The following is a 17394-nucleotide window of genomic DNA, read 5'->3' on the forward strand; positions in this document are numbered from 1 at the left end:
ATCTTATCAATATTTAAGTAACTGTTTATATTCAAATAAAATATTATCAAATCTAGTACTCTTTTTCACATGAAACATCTAAATTATTCTTTATTACTTATGGTACTTCACCTCATGTATAAAATAATTTAAATCATCTTTTGATAAAAAATAAAGAAGTAACAAATTTAAAATTAAGACTAAGTGAAGCAATTGCTGTGAATGGGAATGTAGATTCTTTTGAAGTTAACAATAACAAGGTACACGATAACAACATCAGAATTGTTCTTATTGGACATGAAGAAATATATCCAGTAGCTGCTTTAGATCAAGCACGGAATGGAATTGTTCGTAACAATATCGCTCATTACAATTCATCTTTCATTAATCCTAGTTATAATGAAACTTATCAAAACGCTCAATTTTTAAAAGGACCTAGAAATACATATATCGGAAAATCAATGAACAGACTACAAATCCAGATGTGTCTTGATAAATCAACTGGTAGAATTATATCAGTATTTCTAATCTACTAATAGAAGGATAAACACCTACGAAATATATCTCTAAATTTTGTAAAGAATCTTTTGATATATTACTGATTAGCTTACCTGAAGAAATTTCTTTAGTTAGTGATTTGCCAACCTATCTTGTTTACTATCAATCAATTTTAAAAGAAATTCTTTGTTTAGGGGATACTTTAAAATCTTAAGTTGATGGGCATGTACAGTCCCCTACTAATATTCTTGCTTTTAAATCATTTTCAATATATTATATAAATATGGTAATATAGGAATTACGGTATACAGAAAGGGATCCAATCTATTTGTAAGATTTAAATCCTTTTCAAAGATAAAAAAATTTCACCAAAACGTAATATAATCTATGCTGGTCTTTTTAAGATGTATCTAATAAAAACACATTTTTTATCAATACAATTGTGTTTTCAATATAAACGGAAAATTTTTAATAGACGTTTATTTACTTTCAATAATAAGAGCTAGTGTTCTAAAACATAGAGAAATAAGGCACTATACATAGCATCTGACAAACTTGAGAGGTTTTGTATGTAGTTTGCTCATCACAGATAAAAACAAAAGAACCTTACCTATCTAGGCAAGACTCTACTAGTTTAGTTATATAATATTTACATAACAATTAAGAAACTAAAAACATATAACACCAAGTAGCAGAACCCTAATATTCCTCCTACAGCTAATACCTGTTTAGCCAAACTTTTAATTTTCAGATTACTGTAAATCACTTGTACTCTTTCCATATTTCCTCCTATTAGGGAAAACCCTTAAAGACTCACACCTCGCTATGGTACCATTAAAGAATGACTAATAGGACCTAATTTTTGTCCAAACGTATAAATATGCAATATTGCATACAAAAACGTATTGTTATAAATGTAAGCGCTTACTATAATGAGGTTATAAAGATTCACACATCTTAATACAAAAACAGAGGAGAGAATACTATGGAAATCGCAATGGCAGTTTTAAAATTTATTGGTGGAGCAATCCCATTAATTCAAGAACTTCTAAAAGCATTTATGTAATTTCATTCTTTAGCAATTCTTTATAAATATTATCATACAAATGATCTGTATATCAAAAATGAATTGATTTACAGATCATTTGCGTGAGTAAGGTCCCTTGAACATGATCGAGGGGCTTTTTTAAATTTTTAAATACTTACGATTACGTCACATCAAAATCAAGTTAGCAAAACAAAAATACGCCACCCTTTCCTAGGAAGTAACTCGTTCATTTCTTCTTCGAATAGCTTTTTACATAGAAAAAAGGCCTTGTAAATTACAAAGTCTTTTTTCTTCTATATAAATTTATAACTTTCATATTAGTATTAGTTAAATCCCCCCGCCAGGCTCTGTATTAGCTAGTGCTCCTGTATTCTCATGTGATTCTAACTTCGGCGCAGGGAAATGTCCATGAGTATAAGTTGGAGCTCCTCCATGATCCCCATCAGCTTCTAACTTAGGTGCAGGCGCGCCTCCTATCGCCCAAAAACACCTTGATGACACCGAGCAGAATACAGCCTGCAGCGACAATCCTAGCTAAGATGATCTGCAGTTGTAAAGTATTGCCCGGCAACCCCTTGTAGTCAGTTGTGCCACTCAGTGCCTCTGGCCAACGTGCCATTGCATACCCCGCCAATGCAAGCGGCAGGAAGACGCCGATCCCGAAAAGTGAGATCATGACGAAAATCTGCTCGTATACCCAGAAGTCGGCGGCACCTGCTTCTTGATCCCGTATCATAGCTGCAGGGCCCAGAAACGGTGCAATCAACAGCATGGGAGCGAGTAAACCGGTACCAACCCAAATAACCACGCAGGTAGCCGCTCCCCCAACGGCCTGCAAAACGCCATTGCAAGAAAGATACCAATTGCAGCGAGAACGGCGGTTACTGCGTTTATAATGCGCCAACTAGCGTCACCCATTTGCTCGGTTGGAAGGAAGATACCAAAAGTCCATACGATTTTGATCAGCAGGTAAGGTGCTACTGATATTGCGGCACCATAACCGCAGATTCTACGCAACCTCATCAATCTGGAATACTTCCTCTCTGCACTAATTGTCATCTTCTAAGCTCCTTTATAAGCTCTAACTTACTTTGTTTCATAATTATTTATTCACAACTATCCTAATGCCTCTAACGCTTTTAAACCTTTCTTGTACAACTTTCAATTATTTATATTTCCAAGACTTATATTAGTTCCTTCCTTACATAACATAGTTACTTTAGATTATCGAAAAAAAATATCATAACTCTAAATTAACTTCGATTTCCCTTTGAATAATCCCCTCCTTAATTCCATTAAATGGCCCGATTGTTGAACAGAATGACTCACATTTTTTTAAACAACTTTTTTGTCACTTTACAACAAAATTAAAATATTTTTAAATCGTAAAAAGGAAATTGAATTTTTTAACAAAAAATCAATTTCCTTAAATGATATAAAAAAAGCACTGCTGAAATCTTCAGCAATGCTTTCCCATTAACCGTATATGATAATGAACGTCTAATTTTTCTACTCATGAGTTCTGTATACTCACATATATTTATTTTATATTTAAGATACGTTCTATTTCCTTCACACTCAACTTACTTGCTTTTGCAATAGTTTCAAGTGGTACACCAATTTCATGCATTCCTCGGATCATCTGCATCTTACCTTGCTCAATGCCTTTTTCCATGCCCTCTTGTTCTGCATGTGCTAGCTTGGCTTGTTCATCTAAAAGCAATTTCTCTCGAGCTTCGTACGCTGTTCTAAAAGAAGAATCATGGCTCATATTTTCCCATTTATTTATTGCCTTTTGTAAAATTGGATCTTGATTCATCGCAATCTCCTCCAATGTTTGAGTTAAATGTTCATCTTCATGCGCTGGTAATAATAACATCCAACGAACAAATGTATTTTCCCACGGGTTTACTTTTTCTTCACGCCATTGTTTTACCAATTTCGGTATCTCTACAAAATGGATTTCAATGTCGTCACTTAGGAGTTGCTGCATTTTAGTATTCCATAATTGTCCGATGGTATGAAATGCATCATCCTGAGAAAATAAAATAAAATCTAGTAAGTTAATGGTAATAGTTTTCCGAAGTGAACGATATGGCATTCCTTCTTGCATTTGGGATGTATAAAGTTTACTCCAGTAATATAATGATCTCTTTACCATATCATGTGTATTTCGAAGCTGAATTTCAATATTCACTTGCGTTCCATTATCTAGCGTTGCTAATAGGTCTAAAATCGATAACTTATCATCTTCATAAGATTTATGGAGATGTGGATCATCTAATTGTAGCGAAGTAATAGGTGCATCTAAAGATTCCTCTAAAATTGCATTTAGGAAACCCGTTAAAATTTCCTCATTTCCTTTTGTTCCAAATAACTGTTTAAAAGCAAAATCAATGCGTAAATTCACTAATTTAGTGGACATGGATTTCCTCTCCCTGTCTATATCATATCTTATTACTATTGTACATAAAAAAAGGTAGCACATGCAAACAGGCTCTTATGTTATCAGATTGTCTAAACCTATAAAAACCTATGATTCCGACAAAATGGTATTTTTAATTCCAGATGCACCTCTATTTCTATATCTAATTCCTCATTTTTAACAGCCTTATATACATTCTTTAAATGCTCAATTTTTTCCAAGGCGCTTTGTTTTAAATATTCTTCGGCTCCTACTATTTTTAAATTAATATCTCCCTCATAAAACACTTTATCTTTATAACATTCCCTATAATATTACAATTTAAAGAGAAACTAAAAACTCATTTCATCATTTTTCTTTTCTGAATTCCTACTTAATATAACTAGTTTTAGTTGTTCATAGATTTTCTGTGTATCTGGTGTACTTTCAGCTTGTTTACGCTTACGTTTTACTGTAGTACCATTTTCCACTATTACATCATCTTTAGTTTCTGCGATCATTTCCAGGTGTTTAAGTACCTCAATATGTTCTAATCCCTCCATTCCCTCTGACTCTTTAACTTCATCTGCATCATCAATTATTTCTAGCTTTTCTGTTTTTATAATTTTCTCTTTTTCTTTTTTTAGCTCAATTGCTGGTTTCTCTTGTGACCTGCTCTCTTTTTCTATGTTAACTTCAGAAGCTTGAATGACCTCTAAAGGTTTATTTTTAACATTTACTTTTTTATTTGCTTTTGCTATAGCATTTTTCACTTTCATCGCTCTTAAAGAAGAGGATATTTGATTTAGTATTCTTCCTAACCCATAGAAACGAATTGCTTCAACTATGACACCCATTATAATTCCAAAAATCCATGAATTCGAAAAATATCCAACTAAGCCAAAAGTTATAACTCCTGGTAAATATAAGCTGGCATAGGCTATTAAGTTAGGTATAGCTTTTTCTACTGTTAATTTGAAGCTATATTTAATTATTAAATATATGGTACTTAACCCCACTATCAAAACAGCCAGACTTATTAGCAAATTTTTAAAAGTTTCACCTATCATTATAATTATCTCCCTTAATGTTTTAATTTTAATAACTCATAGTGTTTTCACATTACAAATTAACAACTCATCGCACTCTCTTTATTGAAAACCTTTAAATAATGGGACCAGCTTAATTGTTTTTAAATATAAAAAAAACCTTTCAGGTATATGAATAATTGCAAGCAATTCAGCTTTACAAAATCATAGCCCCGAAAGGGTTATATTAGTAATTGATTATGAAAAGTAAAAAAAAAGAAAGTCTTATCTATATAATATCTTTAGTTGTCTTAATTTTCAATATATAATAGTTAGTTCTCCTAATCGATAAAAACAATAAATCATAATAAAAGAAATGTTTTTATGATTTATAAACATATTTACTTTTTCACTACAACTACCAAGTTATTTTTTCTTCATATTATGTTTTTTTGTTATAATATTATTAGGAAATTCTAGTATAGAAAGAATTGTATTTGATGACAGAAGTTGGTCTTGTTCTAGCTGGTGGTGGGGGCAAAGGAGCCTATCACATAAGTGCTTGGAAAGCATTCAATGAATACGGTATTAGTGACAATATTTGTGCCATTTCAGGTACATCTGTTGGAGCTTTAAATGCAGCACTTTTCTCCCAAGGTGATTACCGTTTTGCAGAAACCATATGATTAAACATAGAACCCAGTCAAATTTTATCAATTGATACAAAACAATATATATCCAAAATGGTAGGTAGTAACTACTTAGCAACTTCTATAATGACTCCGTTAATAAAATTAGCAAAAAAAGTATCAAAAACAGGCGTTTTTTCTCGCAGTGATATTTTAGAAATTATTAATCGATATATATATAATTATATATAGAAATATACAAAAAATAAAATTAGATATATTTCAAACAAAAGTTAAGTTGTGCATATCGATTCATCGTTAGAACAACAGAGAGCTGCTTCAGCATATTTACCTGAAGCAGCTCTTGTTATCTCAAAAATGGTAATGATGCTTGCTGAATGCTGCTTTGAGTTGAGACATAAAATGATTTTGCAAATCCCTCATTGTGAATACATTCATCTATTACAAGCATTATAGGAATCTTTCGTAAGTCTAACATTAGCTCCTTTCTAACATATTCTGCTAAAGCGAGATTAGATATAGATAATATAAAAATTCCTGGTAAACTCTTCGTGTTTTCGAAATTCAATAAATTATTTGGTCCATTTTGAATTTGATCTTCCCAAATTCTCAATCTCGATTTCAAATGTTGTGCATATCGCTGACCTTGTTGTACCCTTTCAAATATGAAGTTTTGATTTCCAATTGGAGTTTTAATTTCTCCAACAGCAATTGGATTATATCCCCTACCAGTACCTTGTAGCTTCGGATACCAGCACCAATTTTTTAATAACTGTTGGCCTACTGCAAACTCATATTTTATCTGATTCATAGTGACAAATCTCTGTACACCCGCCACCCCAAGTTTTAACCACTGCTCTGGCTTTAATGAATAGTTTGTATTACGGTTATGATAAGCCCACATCATCAAATGACCTGCAGTATTTAGCGTAATTGGAGCAGAGGTTTTGGGTTGATCCGGAAATAGCCCCGATTTTATCTCCCATCTACTAACAAATCCATACAGTACTAGCTTTTTCAGCGATTCGGAAACCTGAGACCTACTAATTTTAGACTCCACAAAATTTTTAATTTGAGCTTCAGTAATTGCTAATGAATCCCAAATAAGCTTTAGTATTAAATTGTCTTTTTCATTTATAAAACCTGAATTAATTCTGTCATAAATACTACGTAAATCTGTGAGTGGTTTGAATTTATCTGGAAGAATTGGTCCCCCCTGTAAAGAGGGGTCATCCCAAAGTGATAAAGATTGGTCCCTATTAAGCCAATATTGAACCGCCTTTCCATTCTCTTGTACGGAAACCTGCGGCGCACTCATTAGTTATATAAAAACGCCGTTGGGTCGTTAACTTTTTTGCGTCCAAAAGGAAACTTGAAGATAACCCCCGACCCTCTCTCTTTTTCTACATCCACATTCACAATTCTCATACTAACTACTTCATCCAATACTGGCTGTTCGATTGTTTTAGGGACAATTCCTTTAATTGTGCAGCCTTGGTCCAATTCAACAAAAACTCCAAAACGCGGGTCAACATTTACTACCCTTCCAACGATTGTATCTCCTTCAGCTAATTCAGATAATAACTGATAAGGGTTTTCCACTGCTGCTTTTCTAGAAACGTGGATTAATCGTTGCTCCGGATTAAATTGTAGAACCTTGACTGGAATGCGTTCACCAATAGGTGCATAACGATCCACAGCATTTTTATACACTCTTCCATAGTTTAGTTCATGTAATTTCATGAAGCATTCGGCACCATTGATGCGTAAGAATATAGTTGGAACCTGAGCATTCATATTGTATCCAGTTACTTCTGCTTCGTAGGTTGGCTCTTGCAGTCTATCATCTTGCTCCAATTCTATTAACTCACGAATTAAAGCATCTGCCGATCTCCTACTTGCTTCTTTTACTGATACCTGAACTTTATTAACATCCAGTTCATCAGACATCTGAGTGATTACTACATTAAAAATATTACCTGTGAATTGTGTAATACTTCTAAAAGAATAATCTGAGAAGTCTTCTTTTTTACAAATACCTATAATTTTACCGTTTTCAAGGGCAAACTCAGCGTATTCAGTATCTGGATCTTCTTTATCATGTCTTTTAACCGTTCTCAATACTGCTTGAATTGGCTCTTTATATCTACGTAGTGCCTGTAGCTTTTCATAAGTTTTTGAATCCATAAAAATATCTCCTCTCCCTCGTTCAATATTTATAAAATTCAAAAATAATACTTCTACTTGAATTATTGATACTTTTAACTGAGAAACTAAGTGTTTTAGAAATATTTTCTAAAATTTTTAAAACTAGCTCTGATTCTTATCTTATTTATAAAAGTTAATGTTAAAATAGTTGTATATTTAATCAATTAAATTTTCATCAAAAACTAATTCTATATAAACTATTTTTTTATTTTCAATTTTGATTGCGAGGGGAAAAAGGATGCGTAAACTATTTAATGAAAAAAGGATATTAGAAAAAGAAACCGAGGAAGGTTCGCTATATTTCATATTGCCTGCAGATGCATTTCAGAAATACGTAGGACTTTGGGGGTATCTAATACGCCCTGGAGAATTTCATAAACCTGTGAAGTGGGTAAATACTTATAAGATGCATTCTTTGGATTCCTACGTATTACTAAATGAATTTAACCCTAACGAATACGAATACATGATTTTTGAAGAGTTTGGTTTAGCCAAACAACTAAATCAAATATTGTCTTCTCATGGAATTAATATAAACAATAGCTTTGAAGAATTTTTGAATATAGCAGAAATACCAGCAGCAGCTGTAGAAGAAGTAAGAGATTGTTTAATTAAAAATGAGTGTATGAACGTTTATCCAGAAGATTTCCCTATTGTTGATGGGTATGAATATGCATATGCAGGAGAAAAGAAAAAATTCATTGTTGAAACTGAAGATCATTATGATGATGTTACTTTGTATGATCAAACCCATTACTTTTCCGATCATTACATTGTGGAATCGTACAAAAAAACAATTAACGGGCAACATACATACTTATACAAAACACATTACGATGAGTGGTATCAACTTTATTCTTTAGATACAAGTGATAAGTGCTGGGTTTTTAAAGAAGTCTTTGAAGAAGAATTTGATAACCTACCACTCTCCTCATATGAAAAAATGATAACTGAAAAAAGAGAAATTCCACAAGAAGAGATAAATTATCAATTAAATTTAAAGAAATTACATGACCCTAATACTGAATGTGATTTTTATTATTCTGACAAGATGTTTGCGTTAGGCTTCTTAAATAATGGGGGAAGAATTAATGTAGTAAACATTGATGGAGAATTAAAACGGTATAGCGAGATGGTTTTTAAAGGGGAACAGCCATTCTCAAAGTGGGACGATTTAGTATATGTAGGTACAGCAGCGCAAAAGGAAATACAAGAAGATTTTCTAACAGAGCAAGAAATGATGCAATTTGCTGTTTATATGAGAAATAAAAGAGAAAAGTCATCATTACACTAAATTGTTAGTTATTAATAATAACTACTAAAAGTAAAAGAGCCCTTTCTATTCAAGAATGATAGAAGAGGCTCTTTTATTATTACACCCTTATAGTACTTATTTATTAACTTATGGCATCTGATCTCTTAAATCAGCTAATGGTATAACCTTGTCAACGAGCCATAACTTCTTATTTCCATCATAAATTAAATTGATTTGCATCAATGACATATTTTCAGATGATACACCATTTATAATCATTTTACTTTTAACCTTAGCAAGTACGTTTGCTTTTGTAGTATCTATGAAAGCATAGTACAATTCACCACCAACGTACTCTGATTTAAAAGCTACCTTTTTCTTATCTTTTTCCTCTGCAGTACTTGAAGCAGGTGGATTTGGTGCACCAGGAGGTGTCAATTCCTTCTTCGCATTTGGAGTTATATACGCTTCAACGTTTGTAATATATGATTCTCCTTTACCAGTATCATATGTTCGAAATGCTTTCAAAAATCTCTCAGCTGCTTCCTTTACCTGTTGTTGGTTATTACTCTTTAAAGCTTGCAATTCTTTCTCCGTATCTTTATATTGTGATTCTACTTTTTGTATTTTCTTAGACAGCTTTGCCTTTTCATCTTTAAGTTGGGCATTATCTGCATTTATTTTAAAATTTAATCCTATGCTACCTATAAGCAATACGATTAATAAAATTGTCGTTTTTTTCATTTCACCCCTCCTATCTTGCCACCTTTCCATAACCCGCAAAATGCTGTTGCCAATACGGTGTATTTAAATCTGCATAACCAATTGGATCTCCTGCATGGAACATACGATTGTTACCTACATAAATTCCAACGTGTGAAATACCTGGTTTATAGGTACCTTGGAAAAATATTAAATCTCCTGGTTGTGGATCATTGGTTCGCTGTGTAATTTTAAATTGTGTTTCTGCAGTACCATTTAGATTAACACCGGCCTGCCCATATACCCACTGAATGAGTCCACTACAATCAAATGATGTTTGTGGAGTTCTTCCTGCCCAAACATAGGGCCACCCCTGATATTTAATTGCTTCATCCATTACCTTTTTAAATAATTCATCTCCTCCGGCTACAGGTCCACCACCACTACCGCCTTGATAATATCTTAATACATGTGGAACATAGTCTGGATCACCATAACACCAATTATTGGCTACTGCTTCTGCACTTCGCCAAGAAGCACATTTATAACCAGTTTTCGCTGTCTGTTCTGCTGAAAATGCTCTTGCATTCGCGTGTGTATATCCACCGTTAGAAAGTGCATAGTTTGCATAACCAGTACCATAGTTATAACACTGTAGTGTAATATTTGGATCGCCGTTAGATTTTTTATGACAATCAGCAAAATGCATTAAACCATATTTAATACTTTCTTCTGGATCTGTAAAATATCCTGGACCATATCCTTGTGATTCCGAACTTTGCATTACATCCAATTGAGTCCCAGAACTTTCTTGTTGAATAAGAGCTAATATTAATGGGGTCATCGCTTCTATGCCGTGTTGTGCTGCATACTTCCTCACCAATGGCTCCCATCTCATTACTTCAGGACTAACACTTGCAGTACCTGGTGTAAAAGGACCACCAATTCCTCCAGGACTGACTTCATCCTCTCCCATTGTAGCAGTTAATAAAAATATGACTATTCCTAAACCTGCAACAACAGCCAGAATAACACCAGCTATTATTAATAATGGCTTTGCAATAGCAACTGTAGCTGCCTTTTGAGCTACCTTAACCGCTACTTTCTTACCAACTTGCGCAACTGCTTTACCCGCTATTTTGGATCCTTTTCCAGCCGCCTTTCCTAAAGAATGGCCTGCCTTTTTCAAGGCAGGCTTAGCATTCCCTAGTTCAGCTTCAGGACGATGTTCATTTTCAAAGTCGCGATTTGGTTCCGCACTCAATGTATAAACCCTCCCTCACGAGCTGAATTATTTTGGTTTTATCGTTTCTTTTGCTTTTACATTTTTTAAAGCTTCTTGTTGTGTTTGTGCTTTCGTTTCAACTTTTTTAATTGCCGCTCCATCTTTTACCTGTTGCTGATTATTCTCTTTAGGAACATTCTTAATTTGTTGTGGATTAACCGGTTTTACCTCTACTTGTTTTTGTGGAGTACTTACATGTGAAGTAGTAACTGGTTTACTTTCAATCGGATTCGCTGGCGATGGTGTTGGTCCTGACTGTGGTGCTGTAATTTGCTTGCTCTCCACTGGATTTGCTGGCGATGGTGTTGGTCCTGACTGTGGTGCTGTAATTTGCTTGCTCTCCACCGGATTCGCTGGCGATGGTGTTGGTCCTGACTGTGGTGCTGTAATTTGCTTGCTCTCCACTGGATTTGCTGGCGATGGTGTTGGTCCCGACTGTGGTGTTGTAATTTGCTTGCTCTCCACTGGATTTGCTGGCGATGGTGTTGGTCCCGACTGTGGTGTTGTAATTTGCTTGCTCTCCACTGGATTTGCTGGCGACGGTGTTGGTCCCGACTGTGGTGTTGTAACTGGCTTTGTTTGACCTGTTGGTGTTTTAATTGTTGCTGCTGGTTTTGCTTCTGCTTTTACATCTTCTTTTTTATTCTCAAGTCCACCATTATTTTGACTTGCTACTGGTCTAACTTGAGCTTTTACATCTTCTTCTTTACTATTTAGTTCCTCATTTGATTGCGCTACTGGTTTAACGTCCGCTTTTACATCCTCTTCTTTACCTTTTAATTCAGCCTGTTGCATTTCAGAATCATTACCTTCATGATTCCCTCGTACTGCTAATTCTGGATTCTCTTTAGTTGCGGCTACTTCTTCCTTAACTCTTTCTTGCTCCTGATTTCCTTTTCTATCGCGAACACCTAAATTTTCTTCTTTTTTCATTTGATTAATATTTTTTTCTTTTTCTGCTTGCATTTGCTCTTTTTCCTTACGCTTTCCTTCTCCTACCTTTTCTTTTCTGTTTGCATAGTTTGCTTTCATCTGTTTAAATTTACTATAGCCTGATTTCCCCGCATTACTAGCTACTGCAGCACCAGTTGCTACACCTCTTCCAACTGTCTTAGATCCACGTTTAACATCACGATATTTCTGCCTAATATTACTCATAGCATCTGATGCGCGTGCCGCTCCTGCACTTGCCGGTACTGTAGTAATTGCGTCGAAAATTGTTTTACGGTATAACCAAACACCTAAGAATGAAAGTACTTGTAATGCGGCAACTACTAAATAACCATACTTATCTGTTGCGCTAAATAAGATTGAAGAAACCCAAAACATTAAAGTTATAAGAAAGCCAATTGCTACTTTCATTAAAAGTGTTCTAAATAATTCAGCTAAGAACCTTTTAGCTGTTCCAGTCCAGGCTGGAACTAATGCCATTAATAACATTACAGGTGACATTAAAGCTACAATAATAAACATTAATTGATAGAATAACATCGCCATACTACATAATCCAAGAACAATCCATAAAGGTAGATTAATTGCTCCAAGTAATAATACAAGCGCCCCTCTTTCAAAAGTAGCATCTAACGAGAGTGTTTGGTTTTTCTGAACCTCAACTTCATCCTTTAAAAGAGCTTTTCTTTCTTCAGGATCTGTCGTTGTTAACATTTTCTTAATTCTCTCATCACCAATTTTCTTCATATCTGTTGTACCAAACTGTAATAACGTATACGGTTGTTTGATTAATAGGGTATGTGTTAAATCAGTGATAGAATCGACACCACTTGAATATCCTTCACTTGCTCCACTAATACTTTGAGTTGAATCAAGAACTGTTTTATTTACTTGTTCGGAGAAAGTATTAAGTCCTTTGATGATATAACTTGAATTCGCAAAAAAACCTAGGGTGAAAACTAAAATACCTAATGCCTTTAATAATCCTCCTAGCATCTCTGACTGGCGTCGTTGTACAAAGCCTACCCAGATAACCCAGCAAGCTAATAAAGCTAACATGAGTCCAATTAATTCACTATATATTCCATTCCCCCAGGAACCATTGAAGCCTGCCGCTTTAGAGATTACATCACCTAACTTATCTCCAACATCATCTACTATATTTAAACTCATTGATTGGCCTACCATACTAGTCACAAAACTACTAATTGCAAGGTTTACTGACCACCCAATACTAATTAATATAAAAATAGTTGCTACAATTTGTTCTTTAATATTATCTTTCCATTTCCAAAATTTAAGAGATTCTCCAAATCCACCTTCTGGAGTATAAACATCAATCCCATAACTACTTGGTGGATATTCTTCATATTTTAATTTTTCCTTATTCTTTGGAATGATGTCGTCTATAAGAGAAGGTCTGGGTTCTTCCTCTGCATATACTGGAGCAGCTTTAAAAAGTAAATTAAATGCTAAAAGCAAAGTACAAATTAATAACAATAGGGTAATAAACTTTTTCATTACATGTTACTCCCCCTTTTATGGGAAAACCATTAATCTTTGGAACTAAACTCATTTGTCGGTTTAGTATTTGCTACTTCATCAATTTCATTTCGTTCAGGTCCGGTATAGCTTCGAACTTTGAACCCATCTTCTGTACGAACTACTCTTACCCATTTCACTGCTTTATCGATATTCTTAGGGGGCTTCTTTGAAATAAAGTTATACATAATTGTGTCCTTATCTACCACATATTCTTTTACAGTGTAATCTTTGTAAGATAAATTATTTTGAGGTCCTTTATTAGGGTCCAATATTTTATTTTTCTCCCCATCGACAACTAATTTACGTATTGTTTTATAATCATGTTGTAAGTCGGCCTTTACAAAATCAAGCATCATTTCCCTTGGAGTGTGCCCCTGTTTATCTTTTTCTTCTCCTACATTTGTTTCGCTATTTCCACATGCTGCGCTCAAAACTAGAGCGCCAGCACATAGGCTAGATAGCATTAATTTTTTTAGTTTAGTTTTTACCATATTAACTCACTCCTACATTTATTTTTTCTCCCCCTTCTTCGACAAAGGTTGCATTAACTTCCTGCTTTTCATCATCATTTGACTTTCTATAATTCTTTCTTGCATTTGGTCTTGTATCGAATGCATCGTATAAATCCTTAAACACTACATCCATTGTGACAACACCTGTTCTTCCTTGGATATCTTGGAACAAGCATTGTCCTGTTTCCAAATTAGTAACAATCGCATGATTTTCCTCATTATCAGGTAATCCAAAGAAATCTAAGATTGAAGAAATTTCTTTACTGTCTGTGTTACGGAATGAGAACTTCATACCGATATTATTCTTAAATGTCTCATCTCCAAGGTCACTTGCACTTTGAGTAGCAAAGTATACTGCTGAGTTTAAGGCACGACCCTCACGAACTAGCTTACGAGCTAACTCTCGCCCTTGAGAAGTTCCCATGATTGCCCATGCTTCATCTAATAGAACAATTTTGAATTTAGTAGGATCCTTTTGAAAGAATTTTCTTGCAAAAGAAGATAGAGACATCAGCATACTAACTGATAAATTTTCTTGTAAGGTATAATCTTTCGGATCTTTTTGAATATCTGGCATATCAAGATGCTGAATTTGTATGATATTCACTGCTGTATCAAGTTCAATATCTCTATTTGTTCCATCACCAAAGATTAAGTGTGCAAAGGATAAATTCTCAAAAGCTTGAATATGAGCAGCTAATTGTTGATCCACTTTATCCTCACTATCTTCAAGGTATTGAGATACAGCTGTTAAGCACGGTTCTTCCATCCCTGCAACAAATTCTACAGCTGAAGCCAAACGCGGGAATTTTTCCGAGTTATCAGGTTTAATACCTGTAATGAAAGTAAGAATTGTCATTGCTAACTCAATTGCATCTTTTCTGCTATGTTTATGGATGATAAATGGGTCTAGTTTCCCTTCATCTCGTCTATCAGTACCTAGTGTAATTACATTTACCTTACCTTCTAAGCCGTGTAAATCTTCTGTCCAGTTCCCCCTCTATGATGATAGGTAAGGCTTTGATGCAATCTCCACCTTTTCCCCCACCTCACACCGTACGTGCTAGTTTCCTAGCATACGGCGTTCCATCGTTTCCAACTGACTTTTAAATCAAATTATGTTACTATCGGTTCATTTCCAGCTTTAGTTCTTAGCACATTCAGTTTATCCATTTGTTTCTTATTAAGGTTAAAAGACCGAAGGTAATGTGTAATCTTATTAAGGTTAAAAGACCGAAGGTAATGTGTAATCTTATTAAGGTTAAAAGACCGAAGGTAATGTGTAATCTTATTAAGATTCGTCATGTGAATCAGTTTGTGTATAAACCAATCTACAATTACCAAGTTGTTGTACTTGTCATCCCCACCTTGTTTAACGGGAACAATGTGATGACAATGAACACGTTCAATACCAATTTCCTCACCAGTTACATAACACTTACCATATTGAGCAACGTATTTTGATATCCTATTATCGTTGTACTCAATACTTTTATTCTTCGAATAAGTCCTCATAACTTGGTTGAGAACATCCTTAGGTATTGCCTTAAGATTACTATGTACTTTATTACGCCCAGTTTCCGTATAGTTACAGATAACCTGCGAGAAATTCCACGGGTTTTTATGATGTATTCCTGTAACTGGTAAGAGTGGAGTGTTCTGTACAACGTAAATCTTAGAGTTGGGTTGTATTCCTTTGGTCTTCCTTTTAAAATTCACAGATGTTTCACAGAACTTCATGTGCTTCATATTGTTTCTAAGTCTGGTTCTCATGACTCTTCGCAAAGAGTAATTAACCTCCGTTAAATCCATGTAAATTGTAACCGCATATTTAAAGTAATTTTGTATACCAAGAAGGGTTGAATTAAATTGAGTAACTTTCTCTGAAGTGGGCTCCTTTTGAATTCCTTTGATCCGTTCTTTTAGTTGTCTTTTAGCTTTTGTAATAGCTTTGTCGGACATACTGGTTTTTGCAATATGTCCAAATTTAGCTTTACCTTGTTTAACCACTTTGATTTTGAATCCAAGGAAATCTGACGAGTTTTTCTTGAGATTAACCACTTTGGACTTTTTGGCGTTAATTTCTAATCCCAAACGGGATTTGAGAAAATCAACTGTCGCATGATAAAAGCGTTGCGCTTCATCATAAGTCCGACACATTATTTTGAAGTCATCCGCGTATCTCACTACATAACCACATTTTAGATTCGTGTACTTCCTAGCATATTGTCGAAACCCTAGATGCCGAGTAGATATTCTGTGAGGTTTGTAAGTTTCCCATTGGCTACTTATCCACCAATCAAGTTCATTTAGAACAATGTTGGAAAGTAAAGGAGAAATAATTCCTCCTTGCGGAGTACCCTTATTGGGAATACCCTCTCCTTCTATCTCTGATTTAAGGATTTTTGAAATAACACATAGAAGCGATTTGTCTCTTATTCCCAAAGTCCACATTTGCCTTAATAGCTTTTTGTGGCATACATTATCAAAGAACCCCTTAATGTCAATATCAACGCAATAGTGTTGGTGACCTATGTTAATAAGACTTACAACTCTACTGAGTGCATGGTGTGTACTTCTGTTCGGTCTAAATCCATAACTATGGTTATGAAACTTAGCTTCACAAATAGGTTCCAATACTTGGAGGATAGATTGTTGTACTAATCTGTCCCAAATTGTTGGAATCCCCAGGGGTCGCTTCTTATCACTGCCCTCTTTTGGGATAAGAACTCTTTTAACTGCTTGTGGTTGATAGTTATTTAATCGTTTTCTAACTTCATGAACAATCTTTGTATCGTTTAGGTGCCAAATATCTTTAATGGTTAAATTGTCAACTCCAGCCGTGTTACTCCCCTTATTAGTTTTGATGTTGCGGTATGCTAATCTAATATTTTCTTCCGAACCGATAATATCAATTAATTTATAGAAATTGTTACCATTAAGGCTATTTGAATATAACTCATCATACTTTGTTTGCATGTCGTAATATTCACTGTGCCTTAGTTTAGTTTTCTTTAACATGGGCTGTAACCTCCCCTTATTTACTGGAGGTTTACATCTCTTTAGTCTTACTCGAAACCATGTCAACCATAAGTAACAGTCAGTTTTCAATCGACTAGTGGCTATCCCTCCACGTTCATTACACGTTTCATAGGTACTATGCCACCACTTTCACTGTCATAAACCTAGGTTATACAATTTACAATTGTTTTCCCTAGAACCACTTCATTGGAAGCAAGCCCTCAGTGTTGACAGCTTACCACGTTCCGTCATTCCTATCTGTACATATACCGTTAGGTTTCTCCTATGAGCCTGCTACCTTGATATTG

The 17394-nt window shown here is 34.5% G+C and carries 11 protein-coding genes and 5 pseudogenes; 4 read left to right on the plus strand and 12 right to left on the minus strand.

Features of this window, described 5'->3' with window-relative positions; translation table 11 throughout:
- Window positions 1-122 precede the first annotated feature (122 nt).
- A pseudogene (locus QCI47_RS29285) lies at window positions 123-446 on the plus strand (DUF5123 domain-containing protein); the annotation flags it as partial.
- 911 nt (window positions 447-1357) lie between these two features.
- Window positions 1358-1543 (plus strand): annotated as a pseudogene (locus tag QCI47_RS29290) (hypothetical protein).
- Window positions 1544-1852: 309 nt separating this feature from the next.
- Here the strand turns inward: QCI47_RS29290 and QCI47_RS29295 are convergent.
- The 4 genes and pseudogenes from QCI47_RS29295 to QCI47_RS29310 form a co-directional block, all read right to left on the minus strand.
- Window positions 1853-2002, minus strand: a pseudogene (locus QCI47_RS29295) (group-specific protein); the annotation flags it as partial.
- Window positions 1991-2584, minus strand: a pseudogene (locus tag QCI47_RS29300) (hypothetical protein); the annotation flags it as partial. The pseudogenes QCI47_RS29300 and QCI47_RS29295, both read right to left, overlap by 12 nt.
- 481 nt (window positions 2585-3065) lie before the next feature.
- Window positions 3066-3950, minus strand: coding sequence for an Rpn family recombination-promoting nuclease/putative transposase (locus QCI47_RS29305; RefSeq protein ID WP_000104998.1), 885 nt, complete (start codon window positions 3948-3950; stop codon window positions 3066-3068).
- Between the two features lie 332 nt (window positions 3951-4282).
- A complete protein-coding gene (locus QCI47_RS29310; RefSeq protein ID WP_000578901.1) occupies window positions 4283-4999 on the minus strand; it encodes a hypothetical protein in 717 nt (238 codons plus the stop codon).
- 458 nt (window positions 5000-5457) lie between these two features.
- On the opposite strand from QCI47_RS29310, the gene QCI47_RS29315 reads away from it, so the two are divergent.
- Window positions 5458-5643: a patatin-like phospholipase family protein gene (locus QCI47_RS29315; protein ID WP_000141146.1), complete on the plus strand. Its 186-nt coding sequence runs from the start codon at window positions 5458-5460 to the stop codon at window positions 5641-5643.
- 310 nt (window positions 5644-5953) lie between these two features.
- Here QCI47_RS29315 and QCI47_RS29320 read toward each other — a convergent pair whose 3' ends face one another.
- Both QCI47_RS29320 and QCI47_RS29325 read right to left on the minus strand, forming a co-directional pair.
- Entirely contained in the window at window positions 5954-6925 is a 972-nt protein-coding gene (locus tag QCI47_RS29320; RefSeq protein ID WP_001275788.1) for a hypothetical protein, read from the minus strand.
- Window positions 6925-7794, minus strand: coding sequence for a S1 RNA-binding domain protein (locus QCI47_RS29325; protein WP_000377610.1), 870 nt, complete (start codon window positions 7792-7794; stop codon window positions 6925-6927). Before QCI47_RS29325 ends, QCI47_RS29320 begins: the two co-directional genes overlap by 1 nt.
- Before the next feature lie 259 nt (window positions 7795-8053).
- Here QCI47_RS29325 and QCI47_RS29330 point away from each other — a divergent pair, with 259 nt between their 5' ends.
- On the plus strand, window positions 8054-9109 hold the full coding sequence (locus tag QCI47_RS29330) for a hypothetical protein (RefSeq protein ID WP_001228475.1): 1056 nt from the start codon (window positions 8054-8056) through the stop codon (window positions 9107-9109).
- Window positions 9110-9217: 108 nt separating this feature from the next.
- Here QCI47_RS29330 and QCI47_RS29335 read toward each other — a convergent pair whose 3' ends face one another.
- The 6 genes and pseudogenes from QCI47_RS29335 to ltrA form a co-directional block, all read right to left on the minus strand.
- On the minus strand, window positions 9218-9814 hold the full coding sequence (locus QCI47_RS29335; protein ID WP_000753851.1) for a prefoldin domain-containing protein: 597 nt from the start codon (window positions 9812-9814) through the stop codon (window positions 9218-9220).
- Window positions 9815-9824: 10 nt separating this feature from the next.
- Window positions 9825-11036, minus strand: a complete 1212-nt coding sequence (locus QCI47_RS29340; RefSeq protein ID WP_001271984.1) for a bifunctional lytic transglycosylase/C40 family peptidase — start codon at window positions 11034-11036, stop codon at window positions 9825-9827.
- Window positions 11037-11063: 27 nt separating this feature from the next.
- Window positions 11064-13529, minus strand: coding sequence for a CD3337/EF1877 family mobilome membrane protein (locus QCI47_RS29345; protein WP_000713571.1), 2466 nt, complete (start codon window positions 13527-13529; stop codon window positions 11064-11066).
- Window positions 13530-13561: 32 nt separating this feature from the next.
- Window positions 13562-14044, minus strand: a complete 483-nt coding sequence (locus QCI47_RS29350) for a hypothetical protein (RefSeq protein ID WP_000241157.1) — start codon at window positions 14042-14044, stop codon at window positions 13562-13564.
- A gap of 1 nt (window position 14045) precedes the next feature.
- A pseudogene (locus QCI47_RS29355) lies at window positions 14046-15065 on the minus strand (ATP-binding protein); the annotation flags it as partial.
- A 116-nt stretch (window positions 15066-15181) separates the two neighbouring features.
- Window positions 15182-17086, minus strand: a complete 1905-nt coding sequence (gene ltrA, locus QCI47_RS29360; RefSeq protein ID WP_086405073.1) for a group II intron reverse transcriptase/maturase — start codon at window positions 17084-17086, stop codon at window positions 15182-15184.
- Between the last annotated feature and the right edge of the window lie 308 nt (window positions 17087-17394).

Source organism: Bacillus cereus group sp. RP29, assembly GCF_040459765.1.
GTDB classification, from domain to species: Bacteria; Bacillota; Bacilli; order Bacillales; family Bacillaceae_G; genus Bacillus_A; species Bacillus_A paranthracis.

Coding starts and splice junctions, on each gene's coding strand:
- QCI47_RS29305 (WP_000104998.1), bottom strand. CDS start 3,950: ATGTCCACTAAATTAGTGAATTTACGCATTGATTTTGCTTTTAAACAG.
- QCI47_RS29310 (WP_000578901.1), bottom strand. CDS start 4,999: ATGATAGGTGAAACTTTTAAAAATTTGCTAATAAGTCTGGCTGTTTTG.
- QCI47_RS29315 (WP_000141146.1), top strand. CDS start 5,458: ATGACAGAAGTTGGTCTTGTTCTAGCTGGTGGTGGGGGCAAAGGAGCC.
- QCI47_RS29320 (WP_001275788.1), bottom strand. CDS start 6,925: ATGAGTGCGCCGCAGGTTTCCGTACAAGAGAATGGAAAGGCGGTTCAA.
- QCI47_RS29325 (WP_000377610.1), bottom strand. CDS start 7,794: ATGGATTCAAAAACTTATGAAAAGCTACAGGCACTACGTAGATATAAA.
- QCI47_RS29330 (WP_001228475.1), top strand. CDS start 8,054: ATGCGTAAACTATTTAATGAAAAAAGGATATTAGAAAAAGAAACCGAG.
- QCI47_RS29335 (WP_000753851.1), bottom strand. CDS start 9,814: ATGAAAAAAACGACAATTTTATTAATCGTATTGCTTATAGGTAGCATA.
- QCI47_RS29345 (WP_000713571.1), bottom strand. CDS start 13,529: ATGAAAAAGTTTATTACCCTATTGTTATTAATTTGTACTTTGCTTTTA.
- QCI47_RS29350 (WP_000241157.1), bottom strand. CDS start 14,044: ATGGTAAAAACTAAACTAAAAAAATTAATGCTATCTAGCCTATGTGCT.
- ltrA (WP_086405073.1), bottom strand. CDS start 17,086: ATGTTAAAGAAAACTAAACTAAGGCACAGTGAATATTACGACATGCAA.